This is a genomic window from Bacillus luti, assembly GCF_001884105.1.
Taxonomy (GTDB): Bacteria; Bacillota; Bacilli; order Bacillales; family Bacillaceae_G; genus Bacillus_A; species Bacillus_A luti.
This window is the reverse complement of sequence record NZ_MACI01000009.1, coordinates 22176-42542: the sequence shown is the minus strand read 5'-3', so window position 1 is coordinate 42542 and position 20367 is coordinate 22176. Positions and strand designations below refer to the sequence as shown.

General features: G+C 36.4%; 23 protein-coding genes. 18 read left to right on the top strand and 5 right to left on the bottom strand.

Annotation, left to right across the window (positions count from 1 at the left end; translation table 11 throughout):
- Positions 1–12: 12 nt before the first annotated feature.
- Genes mgsA through BAQ48_RS01760 form a run of 5 tightly spaced genes read left to right on the top strand, consistent with a single transcriptional unit; the run spans position 13 to position 4411 of the window.
- Positions 13–408 (top strand): methylglyoxal synthase, encoded by a 396-nt coding sequence (mgsA, locus tag BAQ48_RS01780; RefSeq protein ID WP_000684760.1) that lies wholly within the window; start codon positions 13–15, stop codon positions 406–408.
- A gap of 11 nt (positions 409–419) precedes the next feature.
- Complete coding sequence (gene bshB1, locus BAQ48_RS01775) at positions 420–1124, top strand: bacillithiol biosynthesis deacetylase BshB1 (protein WP_071709765.1); 705 nt, start codon at positions 420–422, stop codon at positions 1122–1124.
- Positions 1121–2266: an N-acetyl-alpha-D-glucosaminyl L-malate synthase BshA gene (bshA, locus tag BAQ48_RS01770; RefSeq protein ID WP_071709764.1), complete on the top strand. Its 1146-nt coding sequence runs from the start codon at positions 1121–1123 to the stop codon at positions 2264–2266. The genes bshB1 and bshA overlap by 4 nt, the downstream gene beginning before the upstream one ends.
- A complete protein-coding gene (locus BAQ48_RS01765) occupies positions 2253–3446 on the top strand; it encodes a CCA tRNA nucleotidyltransferase (RefSeq protein WP_071709763.1) in 1194 nt (397 codons plus the stop codon). The genes bshA and BAQ48_RS01765 overlap by 14 nt, the downstream gene beginning before the upstream one ends.
- Entirely contained in the window at positions 3431–4411 is a 981-nt protein-coding gene (locus BAQ48_RS01760) for a biotin--[acetyl-CoA-carboxylase] ligase (protein ID WP_001192066.1), read from the top strand. Before BAQ48_RS01765 ends, BAQ48_RS01760 begins: the two co-directional genes overlap by 16 nt.
- A gap of 92 nt (positions 4412–4503) precedes the next feature.
- On the opposite strand, the gene BAQ48_RS01755 is transcribed toward BAQ48_RS01760, so the two are convergent.
- Positions 4504–4893 (bottom strand): cupredoxin domain-containing protein, encoded by a 390-nt coding sequence (locus BAQ48_RS01755; protein ID WP_071709762.1) that lies wholly within the window; start codon positions 4891–4893, stop codon positions 4504–4506.
- A gap of 411 nt (positions 4894–5304) precedes the next feature.
- Here BAQ48_RS01755 and panB point away from each other — a divergent pair, with 411 nt between their 5' ends.
- The 10 genes from panB to BAQ48_RS01700 all read left to right on the top strand — a co-directional run bounded on the left by panB (position 5305) and on the right by BAQ48_RS01700 (position 14472).
- Positions 5305–6141, top strand: coding sequence for a 3-methyl-2-oxobutanoate hydroxymethyltransferase (gene panB / locus BAQ48_RS01745; protein WP_071709760.1), 837 nt, complete (start codon positions 5305–5307; stop codon positions 6139–6141).
- Positions 6141–6989 (top strand): pantoate--beta-alanine ligase, encoded by an 849-nt coding sequence (gene panC / locus BAQ48_RS01740; RefSeq protein ID WP_071709759.1) that lies wholly within the window; start codon positions 6141–6143, stop codon positions 6987–6989. Before panB ends, panC begins: the two co-directional genes overlap by 1 nt.
- Positions 6990–7001: 12 nt before the next feature.
- Entirely contained in the window at positions 7002–7385 is a 384-nt protein-coding gene (panD, locus tag BAQ48_RS01735; protein ID WP_000490187.1) for an aspartate 1-decarboxylase, read from the top strand.
- A gap of 129 nt (positions 7386–7514) precedes the next feature.
- On the top strand, positions 7515–10316 hold the full coding sequence (dinG, locus tag BAQ48_RS01730; protein ID WP_071709758.1) for an ATP-dependent DNA helicase DinG: 2802 nt from the start codon (positions 7515–7517) through the stop codon (positions 10314–10316).
- Positions 10317–10570: 254 nt separating this feature from the next.
- The gene (locus tag BAQ48_RS01725) at positions 10571–10741 is read left to right on the top strand and encodes a YpmA family protein (RefSeq protein ID WP_000412179.1); all 171 of its coding nucleotides are present in this window, start codon (positions 10571–10573) and stop codon (positions 10739–10741) included.
- 7 nt (positions 10742–10748) lie between these two features.
- A complete protein-coding gene (locus tag BAQ48_RS01720; protein ID WP_071709757.1) occupies positions 10749–11252 on the top strand; it encodes a cell wall elongation regulator TseB-like domain-containing protein in 504 nt (167 codons plus the stop codon).
- Between the two features lie 18 nt (positions 11253–11270).
- Entirely contained in the window at positions 11271–12458 is a 1188-nt protein-coding gene (aspB, locus tag BAQ48_RS01715) for an aspartate transaminase AspB (RefSeq protein WP_071709756.1), read from the top strand.
- A 121-nt stretch (positions 12459–12579) separates the two neighbouring features.
- A complete protein-coding gene (dnaD, locus tag BAQ48_RS01710) occupies positions 12580–13287 on the top strand; it encodes a DNA replication protein DnaD (protein ID WP_071709755.1) in 708 nt (235 codons plus the stop codon).
- 15 nt (positions 13288–13302) lie between these two features.
- The gene (gene nth, locus BAQ48_RS01705) at positions 13303–13950 is read left to right on the top strand and encodes an endonuclease III (protein WP_071709754.1); all 648 of its coding nucleotides are present in this window, start codon (positions 13303–13305) and stop codon (positions 13948–13950) included.
- Positions 13951–13953: 3 nt separating this feature from the next.
- Entirely contained in the window at positions 13954–14472 is a 519-nt protein-coding gene (locus BAQ48_RS01700) for a YpoC family protein (RefSeq protein ID WP_071709753.1), read from the top strand.
- 25 nt (positions 14473–14497) lie between these two features.
- Here the strand turns inward: BAQ48_RS01700 and BAQ48_RS01695 are convergent, their stop codons facing one another.
- Together BAQ48_RS01695 and recU are read right to left on the bottom strand one after the other, a co-directional pair.
- Entirely contained in the window at positions 14498–17185 is a 2688-nt protein-coding gene (locus BAQ48_RS01695) for a penicillin-binding protein 1A (protein ID WP_071709752.1), read from the bottom strand.
- Positions 17186–17251: 66 nt separating this feature from the next.
- Complete coding sequence (gene recU, locus BAQ48_RS01690; protein WP_000155592.1) at positions 17252–17854, bottom strand: Holliday junction resolvase RecU; 603 nt, start codon at positions 17852–17854, stop codon at positions 17252–17254.
- 103 nt (positions 17855–17957) lie between these two features.
- On the opposite strand from recU, the gene BAQ48_RS01685 reads away from it, so the two are divergent.
- Positions 17958–18983 carry a DUF2515 domain-containing protein gene (locus BAQ48_RS01685; RefSeq protein WP_071709800.1) on the top strand — a complete coding sequence of 342 codons (1026 nt, stop codon included), beginning with the start codon at positions 17958–17960 and terminating at the stop codon, positions 18981–18983.
- Between the two features lie 205 nt (positions 18984–19188).
- Here the strand turns inward: BAQ48_RS01685 and BAQ48_RS26620 are convergent, their stop codons facing one another.
- Positions 19189–19365, bottom strand: coding sequence for a phage portal protein (locus BAQ48_RS26620; RefSeq protein WP_079999533.1), 177 nt, complete (start codon positions 19363–19365; stop codon positions 19189–19191).
- 85 nt (positions 19366–19450) lie between these two features.
- Here BAQ48_RS26620 and BAQ48_RS01680 point away from each other — a divergent pair, with 85 nt between their 5' ends.
- Positions 19451–19693, top strand: coding sequence for a hypothetical protein (locus BAQ48_RS01680; protein ID WP_001252037.1), 243 nt, complete (start codon positions 19451–19453; stop codon positions 19691–19693).
- A 15-nt stretch (positions 19694–19708) separates the two neighbouring features.
- Positions 19709–20053: a YppE family protein gene (locus BAQ48_RS01675; RefSeq protein WP_071709751.1), complete on the top strand. Its 345-nt coding sequence runs from the start codon at positions 19709–19711 to the stop codon at positions 20051–20053.
- 26 nt (positions 20054–20079) lie between these two features.
- Here BAQ48_RS01675 and BAQ48_RS01670 read toward each other — a convergent pair whose 3' ends face one another.
- Positions 20080–20271, bottom strand: a complete 192-nt coding sequence (locus BAQ48_RS01670) for a YppF family protein (protein ID WP_071709750.1) — start codon at positions 20269–20271, stop codon at positions 20080–20082.
- Positions 20272–20367 lie beyond the last annotated feature (96 nt).

The following is a 20367-nucleotide window of genomic DNA, read 5'->3' as shown; positions in this document are numbered from 1 at the left end:
GGGAGACAACGGATGAAAATTGCCTTAATTGCACATGACAAAAAGAAAAATGATATGGTTTCGTTTGCATACGCGTATAAACCAATTTTTGAAAAACATGAATTATTTGCAACCGGAACGACAGGACTTCGTATTATGGAAGCGACTGGTTTAGTTGTAACAAGATATCAGTCGGGTCCACTTGGCGGTGACCAAGAAATCGGTGCGATGATTGCAAAAAATGATATGGATATGGTGATTTTCTTCCGTGATCCATTAACAGCACAACCGCATGAACCTGATGTGAATGCGTTGCTTCGTTTATGCGATGTATATGCGATTCCACTTGCAACGAATATGGCAAGTGCTGAAATGTTAATGCACGCATTAGAGCGAGGAGATTTAGATTATCGCAAGTTAAGAAAATGAGGGGAACAATTATGAGTGGATTACATATATTAGCGTTTGGTGCTCATGCCGATGATGTTGAAATCGGCATGGCTGGTACCATTGCTAAATATACAAAGCAAGGGTATGAAGTAGGTATTTGTGATTTAACAGAAGCTGATCTTTCTTCAAATGGAACGATAGAGTTGAGAAAAGAAGAAGCAAAGGTCGCTGCTCGTATAATGGGAGTAAAGACGAGACTGAATTTAGCGATGCCAGACCGTGGTTTGTATATGAAAGAAGAGTATATACGTGAAATTGTAAAGGTGATCCGTACATATAAACCAAAACTAGTTTTTGCACCGTATTATGAAGATCGTCATCCAGATCATGCAAATTGTGCAAAGCTTGTGGAAGAAGCTATTTTTTCGGCAGGAATCCGTAAATATATGCCAGAACTTCCACCGCATCGTGTAGAGTCATTTTATAATTATATGATTAATGGTTTTCATAAACCGAATTTTTGTATAGATATTAGTGAGTACCTATCGCAAAAAGTGGAGGCATTAGAAGCGTATGAAAGTCAGTTTTCAACAGGGAGTGATGGTGTTAAGACGCCGTTAACAGAAGGTTACGTTGAAACTGTGGTCGCTCGTGAGAAGATGTTTGGAAAAGAAGTGGGAGCTTTGTATGCCGAAGGATTTATGAGTAAGAAACCGGTTTTATTACATGCTGATTTAATAGGGGGATGTAAATGAAATTGAAAATAGGTATTACATGTTATCCTTCTGTAGGTGGTTCTGGAGTTGTTGGAACAGAATTAGGAAAGCAATTGGCGGAGCGCGGGCATGAAATTCATTTTATTACATCGGGTTTACCATTCCGGTTAAATAAAGTGTATCCAAACATTTATTTCCATGAAGTGACAGTAAATCAATACTCTGTATTTCAATATCCACCATACGATTTAGCATTAGCGAGTAAAATGGCAGAGGTTGCACAAAGAGAAAACTTAGATATTTTACATGTGCATTACGCAATACCACATGCGATTTGTGCGTATTTAGCAAAACAAATGATTGGAGAGCGCATTAAAATTGTTACAACCTTGCATGGAACAGATATTACTGTGTTAGGTTCCGACCCTTCGTTAAATAATTTAATTCGGTTTGGTATTGAGCAGTCGGATGTTGTTACGGCTGTCTCGCATTCATTAATTGATGAAACGCATGAGCTTGTAAAACCAAATAAAGACATTCAAACGGTATACAACTTTATAGATGAACGCGTATATTTCAAGCGCGATATGTCTCAATTAAAGAAAGAATACGGTATAAGTGAGAGTGAAAAGATACTGATTCATATTTCAAATTTCCGTAAAGTGAAACGTGTACAGGACGTTGTTCAGGCATTTGCTAAAGTGGCTAAAGAAGTAGATGCGAAGTTGCTTCTTGTTGGGGACGGACCAGAATTTTGTACGATCTTACAGTTAGTGAAGAACTTACATATTGAAGATCGCGTTTTATTCCTAGGAAAACAGGATAATGTTGCAGAGTTACTTGCGATGAGTGACTTAATGTTGCTTCTATCAGAGAAGGAAAGTTTTGGCCTTGTTTTATTAGAAGCGATGGCGTGTGGTGTACCTTGTATCGGAACAAGGGTTGGAGGTATTCCAGAGGTCATTCAACATGGTGAAACAGGGTATTTATGTGAAGTTGGCGATATAACAGGAGTGGCAAATCAAGCTATTCAGCTGTTAAAGGATGAGGAACTTCACCGTAATATGGGAGAACGAGCGAGAGAAAGTGTTTACGAGCAGTTCCGCTCAGAAAAAATCGTCTCACAATATGAAACGATTTACTATGACGTACTAAGGGATGACAAAAATGGAAAGATTTAAAAAAGCTAGTTCTATTATTGAGACATTAAAGCGACAAGGACATGAGGCTTACTTTGTTGGTGGGAGCGTGAGAGATCTTATTATCGACAGACCGATTGGAGATATTGATATTGCGACATCTGCTTTACCAGAAGAAGTGATGGGAATGTTTCCGAGGCATGTTCCCGTTGGTCTTGAGCATGGAACTGTAATTGTTGTAGAAAATGGTGAACCTTATGAGGTAACCACTTTTCGAACAGAAAGCGAATATGAAGATTTTCGAAGACCTAGTAGTGTTCAATTTGTTCGTTCATTAGAAGAAGATTTAAAGCGCCGTGATTTTACAATGAATGCGATTGCCATGACAGAAGAAGGCGAAATGGTTGATTTATTTGCTGGGCAGGAAGCGATTCAAAAGAAAGAAATTGTAACAGTTGGAAATGCGGCAGATCGCTTTCAAGAAGATGCCCTGCGAATGATGCGTGGTATTCGATTCGTAAGTACGTTAGGATTTGCTTTAGAAACAAAAACGAAGCAAGCAATTGAAACGTATGGACATTTGCTGGAACATATAGCAATTGAGCGTATTACAGTAGAGTTTGAGAAACTGTTAACTGGCACATATTGTGTGAAGGGTCTCCAAGAGTTAGTAGAGACGAAGCTATTTTCTCATTTGCCATATTTACAAATGTCAGAAGAGAGACTGTTAAAAGCTACGCAGTATAAATGGGATTCTTTCGAAACGGATATTGAGGCGTGGGCATTTTTCTTATATTGTATCGGAGAAGAACATCCATCCGTCTTTTTACGTCAATGGAAGTTTTCGAATAAAAAAATAAAAGATATTGTCGCAATTTTATTAGCAATCCGTACTAGAAAGGAGAAGGATTGGGATACAGTTCTTCTTTATAAAACGGGAATTCATATTGCTGAAATGGCAGAGCGAGTATATGAAGCGATGATTGAAAGCTATGACCCTACATCTGTTAAACGAGTACAAACATTGTTTCAAGCATTGCCAATAAAGAGCCGTCAAGAAATGAATGTGACTGGTAATGATTTATTAAACTGGGCAAACAAAAATCCTGGTCCGTGGGTTGCTGAAATGCTTCAGAAAATCGAGGAAGCAATCGTACAAGGAAACGTAGTTAATGAGAAAGAGCGTATAAGGGAGTGGCTGCAAGGATGCAATCTACTATAAGAAAGCAGTTATTGCAAGTTTTTTCTGAAGCGGATGGCGAGTTTGTATCCGGCCAAACGATTAGTGATAAACTTGGTTGTTCAAGAACTGCTGTGTGGAAACATATGGAAGATCTCAGGAGTGAGGGATATGAACTTGAAGCTGTGCGTCGATTAGGTTACCGCATTGCAAGTAAGCCAGACAAAGTGACTGCTAATGAAATTCAGTTAGGGCTACAAACGAAGCGAATTGGTAGAACAGTGTATTTTGAAGAAACTGTTGAATCTACGCAGCATATTGCGGCAAGACTTGCTTATGAAGGTGCAGAAGAAGGAACGATTGTTGTAGCAGAAGAGCAAACAGCGGGCAGAGGTCGTTTAAGCAGAAAATGGCATTCGCCAAAAGGAACAGGAATTTGGATGAGTATTATTTTGCGTCCATCAATCCCGGTTCATCATGCACCGCAGCTTACTTTGTTAGCTGCAGTTAGCGTTGCGCAAGCAATTGAAAAATGTGCGGGTGTAAACGTAGGAATAAAATGGCCAAATGATATTTTAATCCAAGGTAAAAAAGCTGTCGGCATATTAACAGAAATGCAAGCGGATCCTGATAAAATTAATGCTGTCATCATGGGAATTGGTATTAATGCGAATCAAAAGCAAGAACATTTTGACGAAGAAATTCAGCACATTGCTACTTCATTAGCGATTGAATCAGGTAAGCCGATTGTTCGTGCAGAGCTTATGCAACAAATCTATTTACAACTAGAAAAATTATATGAAGAGTATTTACAAAATGGTTTCTCTGTTATTAAAATTCTTTGGGAAAGTTACGCTGTGAGCATCGGGAAAGAAATTACCGCTCGAACGATGAGAGAGACGATTACGGGGGTAGCAAAAGGAATTACAGAGGATGGTGTATTGCTTCTGGAGGATCATGAAGGAAAAGTACATCATATTCATTCTGCGGATATCGAAATTAAGTAAAAGAAGTTCCTCTTTTGGAACTTCTTTTTATTTCAATATTTTTGAGTTGAATTTGTAAATTGATAATAAATTCGTCTAGTTGGCCATGCATGTTATTTGACGATTACTTTGCCCTCCATTCCTTTAAGGAGATGGTATCGGCATATTAATTCATATGTACCGGTATTTTTAGGTTTCACGGTAATGTTTTTTTCTTTCCCTGGCTCGACTACGACGTCAACGTCGAGTTTTTTTACTGTAAAGGTGTGCTCGTTTTTACCTTTATTTTTCAATAGCAATGTTGTTGATTCGTCAATCGGAATCGTGATGACGTTTGGCTTAAAGTAATCATCGTTTAGCTCGACTTCAATCACTTTCGCTGGCTCAGCAGGTTGTGTTACGACGTTAACGGAGGCAAATGCATGGAAGGAGCTAAAAGTTATTATCCCTATAATCATCACAAGCAAACAGATGAATCGAAATAACCATTTGTTCATAGACATTCGTAATTCTCCTTTTGTAAGTATGTTTCCTCAATTAACCTGCATCATTATTGAAAGAGTTATACGATGTATGTAAACAAAGCTATTTATCTTTTTATAATTTGAGTTATTTATGGAAATTTCACATACCGTAATAGGAATAAAAAATTATTTTTTCGAAAAAATGTAGCAATTCCTTTTTGGAGTTTGCTATAATTAGTTCGAATGTGGGCAGTATCAGAGCGAACTGCACCATGATTCGAAGCAATACGAAAAATAATAACTTGGATTCTGCCTTGATCCAATAACGGACTGGGACAGAGGGATGAATAATGCCGACTAACACACAACCCTTCTGCCCTTTTATGGCCAGAGGGGTTTTTTATATGATTTCGGCCATCTCCTCTCTCCTGCATAAAGGAGGAGTAGTTTTTGAAAACAAAAACAGATTTTTTGAAGATGAAAGAGCAAGGTGAGCCGATTACAATGCTAACGGCGTATGATTATCCTTCTGCTCAATTAGCAGAAGAAGCTGAAGTTGATATGATTTTAGTTGGAGATTCTCTTGGGATGGTTGTACTCGGATACGATTCAACAGTACCTGTAACAGTAGAGGATATGATTCATCATACGAAAGCTGTACGCCGCGGAGCAAAAGAAACATTTATTGTAACTGATATGCCGTTTATGTCTTATCACGTATCATTACAAGAAACGATGGTGAATGCACGCCGTATCGTTCAAGAGAGTGGGGCGCATGCACTGAAAGTAGAAGGTGCTGGAGAAGTGATATCAACGATTCACTATTTGACGAATGCAGGAATTCCTGTTGTAGCACATTTAGGTTTAACCCCTCAATCTGTAGGAGTATTGGGTGGATATAAAGTACAAGGAAAAGATGCTGAAAGTGCAAAAAAATTAATTGAAGATGCGAAGAAATGTGAGGAAGCTGGTGCGATAGCGCTTGTATTAGAATGTGTGCCTATGCAGTTAGCAGAACTAATTTCGAAGCAACTAACAATTCCTACAATTGGCATTGGAGCAGGACAGAAAGTAGATGGGCAAGTTCTTGTATACCACGATCTTATATCATATGGCGTAAAGCGTGTTCCGAAGTTTGTGAAACAATATACGTCTGTTCAGGAGGAGATTGTGCGAGGCATTTCGCAATATGTTGCGGAAGTAAAGGCAAAGCAATTTCCTGAAGAAAAACATTCGTTCACAATGAAAGAGGAAGAATGCTTAGCGTTATACGGAGGAAAACAATAATGAAAATCGTAACTACAGTGCAAGAGATGCAGCAAATTACGAGCGAACTGCATGCAAGTGGAAAAAGTATTGGTTTTGTTCCAACGATGGGGTATTTACATGAAGGTCATGCTACTTTATTACGTAAGGCAAGAGAAGAAAATGAAATTGTAGTTTTAAGCGTGTTTGTTAATCCGCTACAGTTTGGACCGAATGAAGATTTAGATCGATACCCTCGTGATATTGATAGGGATGAGAATGTAGCAAAAGAGAACGGTGTAGATTATTTATTTTATCCGAGCGTAGAAGAAATGTATCCAGCAGAACAAACGACAATAGTAGAAGTTGTGAAGCGTACTGATGTATTATGCGGCAAACAAAGACCTGGTCATTTCGCTGGTGTTGCGACTGTACTAATGAAATTATTTAATATTACATTGCCAACGCGTGCTTATTTTGGTATGAAAGATGCACAGCAAGTGGCTGTAATTGAAGGATTTGTAACTGATTTTAATATTCCAGTTACGATTGTGCCAGTCGATATCGTAAGAGAAGAAGACGGATTAGCGAAAAGTTCTCGTAACGTGTATTTATCACAAGAAGAGCGTGCAGAGGTTCCTCATTTATACCGCAGTCTATGTATAGCGAAAGAAAGAATTGAGGCGGGCGAACGTAATCCGGAAATCATTACAAATCTAGTGAAAGAGCATATCGAGACGCATACGAAAGGCAATGTAGATTATGTAGATTTATATGCATATCCTTCATTGGAAATAATAGATAAACTTGAAGGACGAATCATTTTAGCGATTGCAGTTAAGTTTGAAAATGTACGATTAATTGACAATATAACATTAACAGTTAAATAAGGGGGAGCATCTATGTTTCGCACAATGATGAGAGCGAAGTTACATCGTGCAACAGTAACGGAAGCAAATTTAAATTATGTAGGTAGTATTACAATTGATGAAGATTTAATGGATGCAGTAAATATTGTAGAAAACGAAAAAGTACAAATTGTAAATAATAATAATGGAGCTCGTTTAGAGACATACGTTATTAAAGGGGAACGTGGTAGTGGTGTTGTTTGTTTAAACGGTGCTGCGGCAAGGCTTGTACAACCAGGAGACAAAGTAATTATTATTTGTTATGGCCTAGTTACGGAAGAAGAGGTTCATAAACAAGAACCAAAAATTGCAGTGTTAGACGATCAGAATCAAATTATTGAAATGTTAGGTGCTGAAAAAGCAGGTACGATATTATAGTAGGAAAGGCTATCTCTATTACAGAGGTAGCTTTTTTGTGCATCTTTTCATTAAGATGAGATAAAACGTGGTATAGTAACATTATATAATTTTTGTGTTTGATAGGTAAGAAATTGAGGTGTTACATATATGAGTAAGCGTTATGTCGTTGTTGATTTAGAGACGACAGGGAACTCCTGGAAAGATGGGAAGGATAAAATTACCCAAATTGCAGCTGTTGTAGTAGAAGATGGAGAGATATTGGAGATTTTTTCGTCTTTTGTTAACCCAAAGAGAGAAATCCCACCATTTATTACAGAATTAACAGGGATTGATGAAAGTCTTGTAAAACAAGCCCCGTTATTTCAAGATGTAGCCCCGATGATTGTTGAGCTATTACAAGGTGCGGCTTTCGTTGCGCATAATGTTCACTTTGATTGGAATTTTTTAAATGAAGAATTAAGACAAGCTGGATATACAGAAATACATTGTCCGAAAATCGATACGGTTGAATTGGCCCAAATTCTTTTGCCAACAGCTGATAGTTATAAATTACGTGATTTAGCTAAAAAACATGAACTCGAGCATGATCAACCACACCGTGCGGATAGTGATGCTCTTGCAACAGCGGAATTGTTTTTACAATTTTTAAATGAAATTGAAAAGTTACCACTTGTCACGTTACAATCGCTTTATGAATTAAGCGATGTATTCCAAAGTGATATAGCTGATGTGCTTTCTGAAAATATTTTAAAGAAAGTAATGCACGGTAAAGAAGAGATAGCAGAGTATGAAGTACATCGAAATATTGCGCTGCGAAAACGGAACTATTCTTTAAGCATTGGAGAAACATGTTCATTAAAGTTTGATGCTTTCTTGAATAAAACGATGGATAAACTGGAATTACATATGCCAAAGTTTGAAAGAAGAGAAAGTCAGCAAATGATGATGAAAGAGATATATACGGCGTTAAGAGATTCTCGTTTTTCTCTTATTGAAGCGGGTACAGGGACTGGAAAAACGCTTGCTTATTTACTTCCTAGTCTTTATTTTGCAAAGAAAAAAGAAGAACCTGTCATTATCAGTACACAGACGGTACAACTCCAACAACAAATATTGGAAAAAGAAATTCCGTTATTACAAAAAATAATGCCATTTGTATTTGAGGTAGCTCTTCTAAAGGGAAGAAAGCATTATCTTTGTTTACATAAATTTGAGTATGCTTTGCAAGAGGAAGAGAAAAATTATGATATGGCACTTACGAAGGCGAAGATTTTAGTTTGGTTATTGCAAACTGAAACGGGTGATCGTGACGAATTAAATATTCCTGAGGGTGGAAAGTTACTATGGAATCGTATTTGTAGTGACGCATATAGCCCGGGCGGTATGCAAAGTAATTGGTTTAGTCGTTGTTTTTACCAGCGAGCAAAGAATAAAGCTTTATTTGCAGATATCGTTATTACAAATCATGCGTTATTATTCCAAGATTTTTCAAGTGAAGAACCATTATTTGCTTCATGCGAACATATTATTTTTGATGAAGCTCATCATATTGAAGAGGCCGCGAGTAGAACATTAGGTGAGCAGTTCTCCTGTATGTATTTTCAATTGATTTTATCTCGTCTTGGTACACTAGAAACGGATGATGTGCTGTCTAAAGTATATAAAATGATGAAAAAGTCAGAGCAAGCATCTCGTTCGACTTTCCGTATGATAAGTCATAGTTTGAAGGAACTAAAATTTGATGCGGATGAACTATTTCAAATGCTACGCGCTTTTATATTTAAACAAACGAAGCAAGAGCAAGGACCAAACAATATGCCACTCATATATCGATATAACACAGAAGTAGAGAAAGGTAAGTTGTGGGATAGTATTGTTGAATTAACAAATCGTTTTGTATATGAATTAAGAAGACTAGTGACGAATCTTGAGAAACAAGTGGATATATTGCAAAGTAAGTTAGAATGGGAGATGCACGTTGTTACGGGTGAATTTATGCATTTAATTGAGTTACTGAGAAAGATGGCAGAATCATTACAGTTACTCGTATTAGAAAAAAATGCATATGTAACTTGGATGGAGACGGAAACGAAAGGGACGATTCATTCGACTGTTTTATATGCGCAACCTGTTCATATTGGTGAAAGATTTGCTGATGAATTTTTAACGGAGAAAAAGAGTGTTATTTTTACATCAGCGACATTAACAGTTAACGATACATTTGATTATATAAAAGAGGAGCTTGGTTTACATGATTTTGCTCCAAACACATTAAAGGTTCCATCGCCATTTCGTTATGATGAACAAATGAAATTAATGGTTTCAACGGATGTGCCTTTTATTAAGAAAGTAAGTAATGAGGAATATATTGAATCTGTATCGGCACATATTGCAAAGATAGCGAAAACTACAAAAGGTAGAATGCTCGTATTATTTACTTCGTATGAAATGTTGAAAGAAGCCTATACGAATTTGAAAAATAATGATGAATTAGAAGGTTATTTATTATTAACGCAAAGTGTGAATAATAGAAGTCGAAGCCGTTTAATTCGAAAGTTTCAAGAGTTCGACAAATCGATTTTGTTAGGTACAAGTAGTTTTTGGGAAGGGGTAGATATTCCGGGAGATGCCTTAAGTTGTCTAGTCATTGTCCGTCTTCCGTTTACACCTCCTCATCAGCCAATGATGGAAGCGAAAGGTGAATGGTTAAAAAATCAAGGTGAGGATGTATTCGCTAAATTAGCGCTCCCACAAGCAATATTGCGTTTTAAACAAGGGTTCGGACGTTTAATTCGAACGAGTACAGACACGGGAACCGTAGTAGTGTTAGATCGTCGTTTGACGAGTTCTTCCTATGGAAAACGATTTTTACAATCTATTCCGAATGTCCCGCTGTATGAGGGGCCATTAGAAGAATTACTAGTACAATTAGAAGAACCATTAAGTTGATAAATTTTGGAAGAAAAATACGCCTGAAGTATTTAGAAACTTCAGGCGTAAAAAATGTGGGTAGGAGGAATTTTATTTTTCTTACTTCTTGTATACAAAATGTATTGGTTTTCGACTTGAAACCTTTTTTTGCTGTACATGTCCTGCTATAATAGATGGGTGATGAAGCAGGGGTTGTAAAGAATGTACTCTTATTGTAACCGCATTGCGTTCTTCTATAATTAGAAATTTTTGTGTAACGGAGGAGTTTTTTCATGGAGAAGAAAATCGAAGTACTATCAACGACGCGTATTAAGTATTCGTCTGATTTGTATAAAATTGTTGATAGTTTGAATCGTACGTTAAAAGAGCAGGACCTTATGTTCGGATTAGCATTAGACGAAAAAGACAAAGAAACAGCTGTATTTACCATTTACAGAACGTAGTGATACAATGAAAAAGTGGATCTTTGCAATCATTATCGTTATCGTTGCTAGCGGAATATACGGGGCGTATGTTTATAATAAAACGATGGAAAAGAAAATTCCAAAAGAATCAAAATCTGTAGAAATTGCTAAAGAAAAAGCAAAGCTTACAAAGGTAAAATCAGTTGATTATTATAACGGAAAATCTTCATATACAGTCGTACAAGGTACAGATGAAAAAGGAGAAGCAACTATTGTTTGGGTACCTGATAAAAAAGGAAATGTTCTTGTGAAGAAAAAGAGTGAAGGCATTTCTGAAAAAGAGGCTTTACAAAGATTGGCAGACCAAGCAACTGGAAAAGGCGATGAGCCGAAGCCGAAGCCAAAACAAATTGTCAAAGTAAAATTAGGTGCTGAAAACGATATTCCGTTGTGGGAAATTACATATATTGATCAGGAAGATCGTTATACGTATTATTATCTAGAATTTCAAAATGGGGAATATGCTGCACATTACAGCATTGAAAAATAGATGTAGGGGGAACCACAAATGAAATTAGCAAAGCGAGTAGCTGCTTTAACACCGTCTTCAACTTTAGAAATTACAGCAAAGGCACAAGCATTAAAAGCAGAAGGTCATGATGTAATTGCATTAGGAGCAGGGGAACCTGACTTTAATACACCAGAGCATATTATGGAAGCGGCGCATAAAGCGATGTTAGAAGGACATACGAAATATACACCAACAGGTGGTTTGCAAGCGTTAAAGCAAGAAATTGTGAAGAAATTTACGCGCGATCAAGGCATTAAGTATGATCCATCTGAGATTATTGTGTGTAATGGTGCAAAACATGCACTATATACATTATTCCAAGTATTACTTGATGAGGGAGATGAAGTTATCATCCCAACTCCTTACTGGGTAAGTTATCCAGAACAAGTAAAGCTTGCTGGCGGTAATCCGGTTTATGTAGAAGGTCTAGAAGACAATGAGTACAAAATTACAGCAAAGCAGCTACGTGAGGCAATTACAGAAAAAACGAAAGCAGTTATTATTAATTCACCGAGCAATCCAACAGGAATGATTTACAGCAAAGAAGAATTACAACAGCTTGGAGAAGTATGTTTGGAACACAATATTTTAATCGTTTCAGATGAAATTTATGAGAAGTTAATTTATGGTGGTGCAGAATATACTTCAATTGCCCAGCTTTCTAATGCATTAAAAGAACAAACCCTAATTATTAATGGTGTATCTAAATCTCATTCTATGACAGGATGGCGTATTGGATATGCAGCAGGAAATAAGCAGCTTATTAAAGCGATGACGAACTTAGCAAGTCATAGTACGTCAAACCCTACTTCAATCGCTCAATACGGCGCGATTGCGGCATATGCAGGCTCACAACAACCTGTAGAAATAATGCGTCAAGCGTTTGAAGAAAGATTAAACATTATTTATGATAAATTAATTCAAATCCCTGGCTTTACTTGTATTAAGCCACAAGGTGCATTTTACTTATTCCCTAACGTGAAGGAAGCTGTAGCTTTATCAGGATATGATACAGTTGACGAGTGGGCAAAAGCTTTATTAGAAGAGGAAAAAGTAGCACTTGTACCAGGTACAGGATTTGGGGCTCCAAATAACGTCCGTTTATCATATGCGACATCTCTTGAACAAGTAGAAAAAGCACTAGAACGCATTCATACGTTCATGAAAAGTAAAGTGCAAGCTTAATCGTATATTTTATTCATGTAATACAAAAAACCTTCCTACATAATAGGAAGGTTTTTTTGACGAATTGTGGCAAAAAGAAATAGCGAAAGGTGTGTTATACTAGAGAGCGAGGTGTTTGGTGATGAAAAAGAAAATGATGTTACAGTGGTTTGAGCAGGGAAGTATTGCAATTCCAAAATTGCTAATGATGCATTATAAAAAATTAGGTTTAAATGAGACGGAATTTATGGTTGTACTTCATGTGCACACATTTTTAGAATCGGGTAATTCGTTTCCGACTCCTTCAGAGATTTCAGAACGGATGACGATAACGGAAATGAAATGTATGGAAGTAATTCAGGCATTGATTCAAAAAGGTTTTTTATCACTAGAAGGTGGACAAAGATCAGAAGCGATGATGTGCGAAAGTTATTCATTACAACCGTTATGGGAAAAAATATTGCATTTCTTAATGGATGAATCAATAGAGGAAGAACAAAAAGAAAAAAAACAGATGCAAGTCAATTTATATACAGTGTTTGAAAAAGAATTTGGAAGACCACTTTCGCCATTTGAATGTGAAACGTTAGGAATGTGGGAAGATCAAGATGAACATCATCCGAATTTAATTCAAGCGGCTCTTAGGGAAGCTGTGATGAGTGGTAAGTTGAATTTCCGATATATTGACCGTATTTTATTTGAGTGGAAAAAGAATGGCATTAAAACAGTAGATCAAGCTCAAAATCAAGGGCGGAAATTTAGAGCAAATCAGCAACGAACGCAACAAACGACGAAACAAGAGACGAAATTTACTGGGAAAGTGCCTTTTTATAATTGGTTGGAGCAGTAATGTAGGAGGAAGTATATGTTAAATAAAACACAAATTCGTTATTGTTTAGACACAATGGCGGATATGTATCCAGAAGCACATTGTGAATTAATTCATGATAATCCGTTTGAACTTGTAATCGCGGTGGCATTATCTGCACAATGTACAGATGCACTTGTAAATAAGGTGACGAAAAATTTATTTCAAAAATATAAAACACCAGAAGATTATTTAAGTGTTTCTCTAGAAGAATTACAACAAGATATACGCTCTATTGGATTGTATAGAAACAAAGCAAAAAATATTCAAAAGCTAAGCCAAATGTTATTAGATGATTATAATGGAGAAGTACCAAGGGACCGCGATGAACTTACGAAATTACCAGGTGTAGGAAGAAAGACAGCAAATGTTGTCGTATCAGTAGCATTTGGAATGCCTGCAATTGCTGTTGATACGCATGTGGAACGGGTGAGTAAACGATTAGCAATTTGTAGATGGAAAGACTCTGTATTAGAAGTGGAAAAAACGTTAATGAAGAAAATTCCGATGGATGAGTGGAGCGTTACACATCACCGAATGATTTTCTTTGGACGTTATCACTGTAAAGCGCAGCGACCACAATGTGAAGAGTGCCGATTGCTAGAAGTATGTCGAGAGGGAAAGAAGAGAATGAAGGGGAACTAAAGGATGGAGCGAGTTATAGAAATACCGAAAGAATTTCGATACGTACCATTTTTTAAAGAAGGCGTAAATTCGATTGCGTATAATATAGAACAATCTTTTGAAGAAATAATACAAAATACTTACTTTATATTTGACATTGAAAGACAATATGAGCCATGGAATGAAATTGAAAAAAGTATTCCTGCGATGTTGAATGTATGGAAAAACAAGCATGAAGAAATTGCTACACTGTTTCGAAACAGAAAAAAGCAAGAAGCTGAGAGTCCAATGATTCTTTTTGCAGCGCATTTGTTATCGATTCTATGCTGGCTAAATGAGCAACCTGTTCATAGTTTAAATGATATGGAAGTTTATACGAATAAATTGGAAGTGCAACCTGTTAATTTTATGGAGAGATATTCATTTATTATAAAAAAACCGAGTAATTATCATTCTTACATTCAATTAGCACAGTTGTATATCGAAATAGAAAAGCTATATGTAAAGAAAATGATAACAAAAAAGAAGTCCATTTCTCATTAAGAGAAATGGACTTCTTTTTTGTTTATTAAGACTCTGTTGTAACAACACTTCCGTCTGCGTGAGGAGTAGGATCTCCTCCAGTATCTTGTTGTTGTTGCTGTTCTTGTTGTTTGCGCTCTTCTTCAGCCTTTTTCTTAGCTTCATCTTCAGCTTTTTTCTTAGCCTCATCTTCAGCTTTTTTTCTTGCCTCATCTTCAGCTTTCTTTTGAGCTTCTTCTTGCTGTTTACGTTGTTGCTCTTGCTGTTGCTGCTGCTGTTCTTGTTGTTTGCGCTGTTCTTCAGCGGCTTTCTTTTGAGCTTCTTCTTGTTTTAGTTTGTCTTCATTAGCTTTTTTCTGTTCATCTTCAGCTTTTTTCTTAGCTTCATCTTCAGCCTTTTTCTTAGCCTCATCTTCAGCTTTCTTAGTATCTGGAGCTGGAGTTCCGCCAGGGGCAGTGAAGGATGCACCAACTGCAGGGCTTGTTCCAGTACCTTTTTTCGCTACCACAGAGAAGCTGTAAGTAACACCTGGTTTAATACCACCAAGAGTAGCTGTTGTACCACTTATTGATAGGCTACCACTTGAACCGTCAGTCGCTTTATAGCTTGCTGCATATGCATCAACTTCTGCTGGGCCAGACCATTTTAATGTAACAGTGCTAGCGCCATCGAAAGTGACATTAAGACCACTAGGTGCATCTACTTTAATTTGTTTCACTGCATCTTTCTTAGCACCTTTTACGTACAATTCACCATTTAATTCTTGTACAGAAGAAGGGCGTTCGAAACGAGAGCTATCTGTAGCGAATTTGCTCATCATTACTTGGAACATTTGTTGCGCAATTTTAGTAGAGCGATCGCCAATGTAATTTTCTGGACCATCTTTTTCGTAACCAGTCCAAACAGCCATTGTATATTGCGGTGAATATCCAGCGAACCAGCTATCTCTGTTTGCATCAGCTGGAATGCCATATTTTTTAATAACGTCTTCATCAAAGTTTTGTGTCCCTGTTTTACCGGCTACATCAACACCTGAAACGTATGCTGTTGGACCTGTACCACCAGAACCAGGTTTTACTACGTCGCGAAGAACGTCAGTCACCATGTAAGCTGTATAGTCGTGCATTGCACGTTGTTCTTTCGGTTTAAAGTTTTTCTTTTTCCCGTCTGGGAAGATGACTTCTTTTACGAAGTGAGGCTTGTTATACACACCGTCATTACCAAATGCGGCATACGCCCCTGCTAATGCTAATGGAGAACTATCGTTACTACCAATTGCTGTTGATTCATATGCTTTTCCGTCTTTAAATGTCATACCCAAGCCTTCAGCAAACGCTTGTGACTTAGGAATACCAACCGCTTGGGCTGTTTTTAAAGCAGGGATGTTTAATGATTTTTTCAAAGCTTCACGTAGTGAAACGTCACCTTTGTAACTATTTGTTGCATTTCGTATTTTTTTACCATTGGAATACGTATACTCTGAGTCATTTAATTGATGGTATGTAGACCATTGTAAATTCTCAATTGCTGGGCCGTAGTCGAAAATTGGTTTCATTGTTGAACCGACTTGGCGTTTTAAATCAGTGGCCATATTATGACCTTTGAAAGTAGACTTACTTTCTTTACGCCCAGCTCCAATTGCTCGAACTTCTCCAGATTGTGTATCCATAAATACGAATGATCCTTGGAATTGATCGTTCGGATATTTAATAAGATTGCCATCCATAATTTTATCAGCGTAATCTTGAGCATCTTGATCAAGTGTTGTATGAATCGTTAAACCATCTGAACCGATATTTACATCCGGATATTCTTTTTCAACTTCTTTTACAACAGCATCTAAAAATGCTTGATACTTCATCTCAGTTACTTCTGAAGACGGTTGAAGGCCCTCAGTTACAGGGATTTTCATTGCGTTATTCATTTCATCTTTTGTTATATAACCATGTCGATTCATTAATGATAATACGACGTTACGACGTTGTGTAGCTCGTTCAACGTTGTCTGGTTTTGTTGGATCATAAATATTAGGACCTTGGGGTAAACCAGCGAGCATTGCAGCTTCATGCAACTGTAAGTCTTTTAAATCTTTGGCATAATATTTTTGGGCTGCTGTTGCAATACCATACGAACGGTTACCTAAGTTAATTTTGTTTAAGTACATTTCTAAAATCTCATGTTTAGAGTATTGTTGCTCTAATTTGTAAGATAAGTACCATTCTTGCACTTTTCGTTTTGCAGTTTTGTCCATCGTTAGAAAATAGTTTTTAACTACTTGTTGTGTAATCGTACTACCACCTTGGGAACCGAAACCGCCAGTGACATTTTCCATAACTGCTTTAGTAGTTCGTTTAAAATCAATTCCATTATGATCATAGAAGCGTGAATCCTCAGTCGCAAGGAATGCATTTTCAACTACCTTTGGAATTTGATCGTAAGTAACATGGGTTCGTTTTTCAGCACCATATTCATAGAAGAAATTTCCGTTTTTATCAAGAAACTTTGTAGATAAAGGATTAACAAGTTTTGATTTGTCTAATTTTGGAGCGTCCTTTACCATTACAAAGAAAGCGGAAACGCTAGCTATGAGACCAACGATACCAAGAAGTAGACAACCTACAAGAAATTTCTTGAAAAAGGAGCCTTTTTTCTTTGGTTTTTCTTCTTTATTGGTTTCTTTCTTTTGATTTTTCACATGATTTCGTTCTGTACGAGAACGATAATTATCTGACATTATACTTTCTCCTACCTTTCATTCTCTCCCCCAAAAGTCGAAAAAAGAGCCTTAGTGATGACTCTATCACGAAAAATAAACCGTGTCTAGTACACGGATATAATCAATCCGAGGGTGATAACCGCATGACAATAAAGAGCCATGCTCTTCTATTTCTTCTTTCGTAATTGATTTACGTCCACCAGTATTTTGACGATTCCAAAATGCAATAATATGTTTAGCATCGAGTAAATAAAGTTCATCAAAAAGTGTAAATTTAATAATAACAAATGCAATTCCATTATGAGCAATCACTTGCTTCATATGTTCAATTTGATGAAGGTGGAAGTTTTGAAGTGGGAAACTAGTTTTATTTTTTGTTTCTTTCGCTTCAAAATCGATGTATTTCCCTTTATATACACCGTTGTAATCTGTTGTAGAAGGTTGTTTAAAATACGCTTCTTTTACCACTGCAGCACTTCGAGCGGGGTAATCTACTTTTACAATTTGAAGAGGTGTCGGTTTTTTATGTACACATGCAATATTATGGGTTAAGTAATATTCATTTGTTTCATTCAGTTCCTCTTCAAGGGACATACCTCTATTACTATAAGTATGTTTTTTAATTGGTGTTTTATGAGGTTGTGAAGCTTGATTGTACCGTTTTCCATTTGGGTAACGAATGGTCATAGTGTGTCCACTCCCAACTTGCTAAGAATTACTTACAAAGGTGATTATAACAAAAAATGAAAAAAGATGTGACCTTTTTGAAGAAAGGTATGATGACTTATTCATGTTTACATGGAATGATTATGAAAAAATTAAACAATATCGTAAAAATATGGTCTGTACAGAAGAAGAAAAAACAATGGTTTACAACATTAAGAAGGAAATAGAAATAGCTAATATGGACAACATTTCTCGAACGCAGTCTTATCAAGAATATTATGTAAGAAATAGTGAAATTAGATGGGCTTTTTTAGCGAGTATGGTCTCGAGAAATGCGGGATGGAATATGACTGATTTAAAAGGGAGGTATTATGCTGCTGTTTTACCTCAAATAGTAAAAAAACATTTGTTTCAGACTTATGAAGAAGCTAATTGGATTATTTTTTTAGATGCATTTCCTCAGCTATTGTTATACGAAGAAAGTAAGAAGAGGCAGGTGCCGCTATTTTACTTGTTACAATATTTCGACGTATCAATTTTTATGGAAAAAGAATGGATATATTTTTGGGAGAAAAAAGATATAAATAGGCTTATGACAGCGCTTATTATAAATGAACAAAATAAAATTCAAAAACCAGTTATTGAGAATACATATTTTAAAAAACATGTATTCCATACAGCACTTTTTAAATTGCAAGAAATGTTTCATGTTAGTGCCGTTATTTTTCCAACCGTTGAAGGGAGTATGTATGGTTTTTCAGTTTATCAATTTGAAACATTACAGAAGCGTATAGAACTAGGGAAGAAATTAGCAGAGTTACTATTTCATCCGAAGTATAAAAGTTTATTCCATAGGTTTGCATTGCAAACGATACACACAGGGTCAAGAGCAGATTATGAATATTATGTAAGAGAAGCTAGAAAATCTTGTACGCCACCCCTTAGAGAGGTTTATCCTGCTGTTGCACATAAGGAAATAAGTATGAGGGATTGGTTTTGTAGAGATACAGAAATAAATGAGCTATTTTTATTGAAAGAGTATAAGGGGGAAGTTGATATAACAGAATGGTATAAAAGAAAGAGGGAGCAGATCTATGCGGCTTCTATCGTAAATCGTTTTGTTAAAAGGATGGATGAGTTCGTGATATAATAAAAAAGAAGTCCCGTCTTCATAAATGAAGACGGGACTTCTTAATGTGAAGTAATCCTGCCAAGTGTGTTAAAAATTTAATCTCAAAACTTAATGAATATAAGAGATTAAGGATGCCTTAGAAATTAGCTTTTTGTAAAAGCCTGATTGGTGAAGGCTAATAATCAGTGGGGATGAACAACTCCCCACTGATTAAAGTTTCACTTTATGTAGCAGGGAAGTTTGGACCATCTAATTTTGGATTGCCAGTTTCGGGTTTATTTTGTTTGTTTTGTTTCTTCTTTTTTTCGTTTTTGTTCTTTGCCATCTTAATACACCTCCCTTTTGTATTGTTACCATTTCTATAAATGACATACAAAATGATTTCTTTGACGAATAACAACTAGTTTTGTCATGTGAGCAGGAGTGAGGAATCATGCGGCGAAATTACATGACAAAGGAAAAGCAAAGAAGGAGGCGTTTTATATATGGCGATGGTTCAGAAGGAAGATGTAATGAAAAAAATGGATCAAATGTTAAGTTCTCTCGATTTGCTGGAAATGAATATAGGGATTAGAATGAATCATGCATTAAAGGATAAAGGTGAAAATATATGCAATAAGATAGAAATAACAGAAATGCATATTGAGCATATGGAAAATAAATTAGTGCATCACGAAGAAAAAGGGAATTGGGTGAAAACATTTCAAAACGTCGTAGTGAGTGCATAATAAGGTGGGAATGAAATGAAGTATGAGGCGTTAATACAGTCTTCGGAAAAACTCATGCAGTATAATAATGAAGCGAATATGAAAAAAAGAGAAATGATCGAATATGATTTTTATAAGGATATGAAACCATTTGTAAACATGGTAGATGAGGAACTGGCGGTGTGGAAAGAATTAGCTTATACGTGGATTAAGGAAGAAAAGCCGAAGTATATACATGTACAGCAAATTGATCAAGTATACGATAATTTACAAGCGAATGTGTTGCAATGTTTTGTAAATAAAGGTAAAGGTAAGCGATTTTTTGAAACACATCAAGCTATTTCGTATACTTTGCAAAATATAGTTGAGCAATGTAAATAACAAGAGGGGAAACCCTCTTGTTTTTTTTAAGCCTCTGTCATTGTTGTAGGTTTTGTTGCCCCATTTATTTCTAATTCTTTTATTAAAGTTCGGTAATCAGAAATGCATATTTTCCCTTCGAGATACCAATGTCTCGCAAAGTCTAATAATTCATTTGCATTTTCTGTGGCATACCCCTTTTTTTGAGAAAACGCTTGTTTTAAATCCCCTAATACCATGTTGATTCCTCCCCCATGAGAATCTTCTTCTTCATTATCATAGCATGGAAGGGTTTTCTTTCTTAATTTTTTAAAAATTTAAACTTCCGACAAAAA